General features: G+C 37.8%; 3 protein-coding genes. 1 reads left to right on the top strand and 2 read right to left on the bottom strand.

What is annotated here, in order from left to right; genetic code table 11:
* Positions 1–607 (top strand): DUF805 domain-containing protein (locus Q7P05_RS02725; protein WP_303930296.1); only part of this gene is annotated, 607 nt, incomplete at its 5' end.
* Positions 608–714: 107 nt separating this feature from the next.
* On the opposite strand, the gene Q7P05_RS02720 is transcribed toward Q7P05_RS02725, so the two are convergent.
* Positions 715–1887 (bottom strand): hypothetical protein, encoded by a 1173-nt coding sequence (locus tag Q7P05_RS02720; protein ID WP_005387195.1) that lies wholly within the window; start codon positions 1885–1887, stop codon positions 715–717.
* A gap of 209 nt (positions 1888–2096) precedes the next feature.
* The gene (locus Q7P05_RS02715) at positions 2097–3428 is read right to left on the bottom strand and encodes an amino acid ABC transporter ATP-binding/permease protein (RefSeq protein ID WP_303930295.1); all 1332 of its coding nucleotides are present in this window, start codon (positions 3426–3428) and stop codon (positions 2097–2099) included.
* Positions 3429–3481: the final 53 nt, after the last annotated feature.

The raw sequence follows: 3481 nt of genomic DNA, 5'->3' as shown, positions 1-3481 counted from the left end.
AGATATAAATAAAGGGGAACTTATGGATTTACTCTATGTTGTATTACGAACACTACTCATATGTACTGTCGGTTTGCTCATTGCATTCCAAGGTCGACGTATGGGATTATCGATTTTTAATCTAACGGGACGGTTAAATCGACTACAATTTATCATATGCTTCATTGTTTTAATGATTTTATTCCACATCGTTCACTACATTGATGATCTATTCTTGGACTTTGTTGTTTCTTTACCTGCCTATTGGTTTACAAGGGTTGTTATATGGATTTTATTAGCATCCTTATTCCCATTATCCTGCATCTTATTTGGCCGTCGTATTCATGATATCGGCTTTAATGCTTGGGCAGGGATTCTATGGTCGGTAATCATCATTTTTATCAATACCTATTCTGCTGTATCGCCATTCAATTACTTGCTTGAACTTTTCGTATGGCTCATAGGCTTCCTCTTTTGGGTTTTACCGGGACAACCGGAACCAAATCAATATGGGAATCCTCCATTTATGCCTGTGAATAGACCAACTTATGAGTCAATGCAACAACCTAAATCAGAAACAGAACGAGAAATTAGAAAAACCGTTCGCAAACGTCGTAAAAAGCGTTAACTCATAACATGTCCCACTACATAAAGAAAAAACGTATCTCTAGAAAGAGATACGTTTTTTCTTTACCATAGACTATTCAGTTATTTCAGTCATTTAGTAATCAATGCCTAATAATTCATGAGTAACATTAACTCAATCAATGTACAACCGATATAGGCGATAATAAACTTAACCTTTTGCTTACGCATTCTATCATCGTCAGCAATTTTAAGTCGATTTGCAAGGAACCGCTTATCACGAATTTGTAATAATAAATGTTTAATTCGCTCTTGACTTTCATTAGCCGTATCTTCATCACAATCAGATGTAAGTGTAGCCTGTTGCATGAAGATGCGACGGTGTAACTTACGCATTTGTATCTTGATGTTATTATGCACAAATGCACTTTGCCACTGTTTACGAGAATCAAAGTACATGTACAAATATCTCGGAATATTCATAACCAAGAAGGATATAATAAAAATCCCTAAAGAAATCAAGAAATATGTAGAGAATGAGAATTCTAAAGTTTCTGTAGGCAAGTAGTGATGCAAGATAATAAAGGTAATCCACACGCCGATTGGCAACAAGAGAACGGCCGCAATGTCGATAGAACGAAGCCAGCTAGTACGGGTTGGTACATCTGGTACAGTGAATGTATCTACTGGATCGTGGAACGCATAGTAATCTAACTGTAAAACAGATTGGCTAGTACGAGGATTCCCCAATAGAACAGGACCATTACTACCGATATGTCGTTCAGGCAAAGGTATGAATTTTTTTACTTGTGTATTCGGTAATAGATCGAACTGGATAATCCCCTTTTTCTCAAAACGCATAGTAGATCCCTTCTCACCTAGTGCAATAGGATTAAAGAATATACCAAAGAGACTGAGGCACCAGTTACCTAATAAGTGTAGGATAGAGTTTAAAATAAACCCACCTGTATCTATATTATTTGTGTCGAGACGGATTGCAAAGGATGATGAGTAATCATCAAACCATAAATCCTCTAAGGTGAATTCCACATTGATCACATTCCCCCATTTAGTAATAATGGATAGGAATATTTGATTGTTTGGCTCAAATTCAAAGGTTACCGCGTAAAAGAGCCAATGATTGCGAAGAGCAGCCCGTAACATACGATTGACTGTGTCTTCTTCTATATATAGTAAACGGTGGTCGAACAAGTCTTGTTCTAATGGAGCCTTTTCTATAGTAGGCACCTTATCCACCGCTGTATCACGATCAGATAATGCTTCATCCACCAACGCTCGTATTTTGGTGAAGATCTTAGTCATAACCCCTCCAAGGGTAAAAAACAGCTTTTGATATACAAATTATACCATATATTGCATGATTTATCGATAAAAGACTACCACATATACTATTAAATATAGGCATACATAAAGCCCCTTTTACATAGCAAAAGGGGCTTTATTACTGTAGTTTAATATTCAACCTATTATAAGTTAATAGTTATAATAGATAATTTAATTGATATTTATTTTTATTGAATACTTGCCATAGATAGATAACAATATTCATAGAAGTGACCACGAAGGGCAATTAATTCTTCGTAAGTTCCATCTTCTATAATTTGACCTTTATCCATAAATAAGATACGGTCCATATGCTCTAATCCTTCTAACTGATGTGTAATATATAAGCATGTTTTATCCTGTACATATTCCATCAAATCACGATGCAAAGCCTTCCTCGTTACTTGGTCTAAACCTTCTAATGGTTCATCTAACAAAACAACTTGAGGTTTTCGCAAGAATAGTCGAGCTAAAGCAACCCGTTGTCGTTCGCCACCACTTAGACCATGACCACCACTACCAACAATCGTATGAATACCATCTGGCAAGCGTTCCACTACAGAGCGCAACGAAGCACGATCAATAGCATACTCTAAATCAGCTTCTGAGGCATCCGGTCTTGCTAGTCGAATATTATCTTCAAAGGACGCATGGAAAATATATGTATCTTGCGTTATCGTCCCTAAAGCATTACGCCATGTATCGATAGAAATATCCTTTAACTCTACATCACCAACATGGATTGAGCCACTGTAGTCATATAATCGCTCAAGCATATTAAACAATGTAGTCTTACCAGATCCACTAGCGCCAACAATAGCAATCGATTGACCTTGTTTAATGTCTAATCTAAGATGTTCATAAATACGACGATGCGCATCATAACCAAAGGATACATCAGAAAATGTAATCTCTCGATTAGCATTAAATGGTTTTGGTGCGTTTGGTTCCACTACTGGAATTGGCTCATCTGCAAGTGCTATGAGACGACTCGTAGCCACTTTACTTTCAGCACCATGATGAACGGCAGCGATCATAGGTTGTAAGGCCTCAAACCAAGCTTGTGTACCAATAGCAGCAACTGCTACCATAACACTGGCCCAAGCTCCGGTCAACGCATTGGCTGCCAATATGGCTACAATGACAACTGTAATTTGGACTCCACCTAGGAACAGCGTATTGCCTAAGTTCATGCCTCGCTCGATAATACCTTTATTAGCATCCACAGTACTCATCATATGTTGAATACGATCGTATACTAACTGTTCATTGCCGTAGCTAATGACATCCTCCAAGCTATCCATGGTATCACTTAACAAGGATTTATATTCCCCTTGTTGAGGTCCAACCGCCGTCAACGATTGTTTGTTATGAGCATATACAACTAAAGGCAAAACTAGACCTAATATAAAGGCTGCTAAAACTATAGGCGCAACCAAACTATTATCAATCGTAGATACACCATAGGCAACTAAAATAGTTAAAGCAATGGCTGCTGCAGGCGGAATCAACGTACGCACTTCTCTTGGTCAATGAACTGGCGCATCAGTTTCAGGTTGAAGAAGTTCTCAAC

This window comes from Veillonella dispar (assembly GCF_937975875.1).
In the GTDB taxonomy this organism is placed as follows: Bacteria; Bacillota; Negativicutes; order Veillonellales; family Veillonellaceae; genus Veillonella; species Veillonella dispar_B.
The sequence above is the reverse complement of the archived record's forward strand: the minus strand, read 5'-3'. Positions and strand labels throughout refer to the sequence as shown.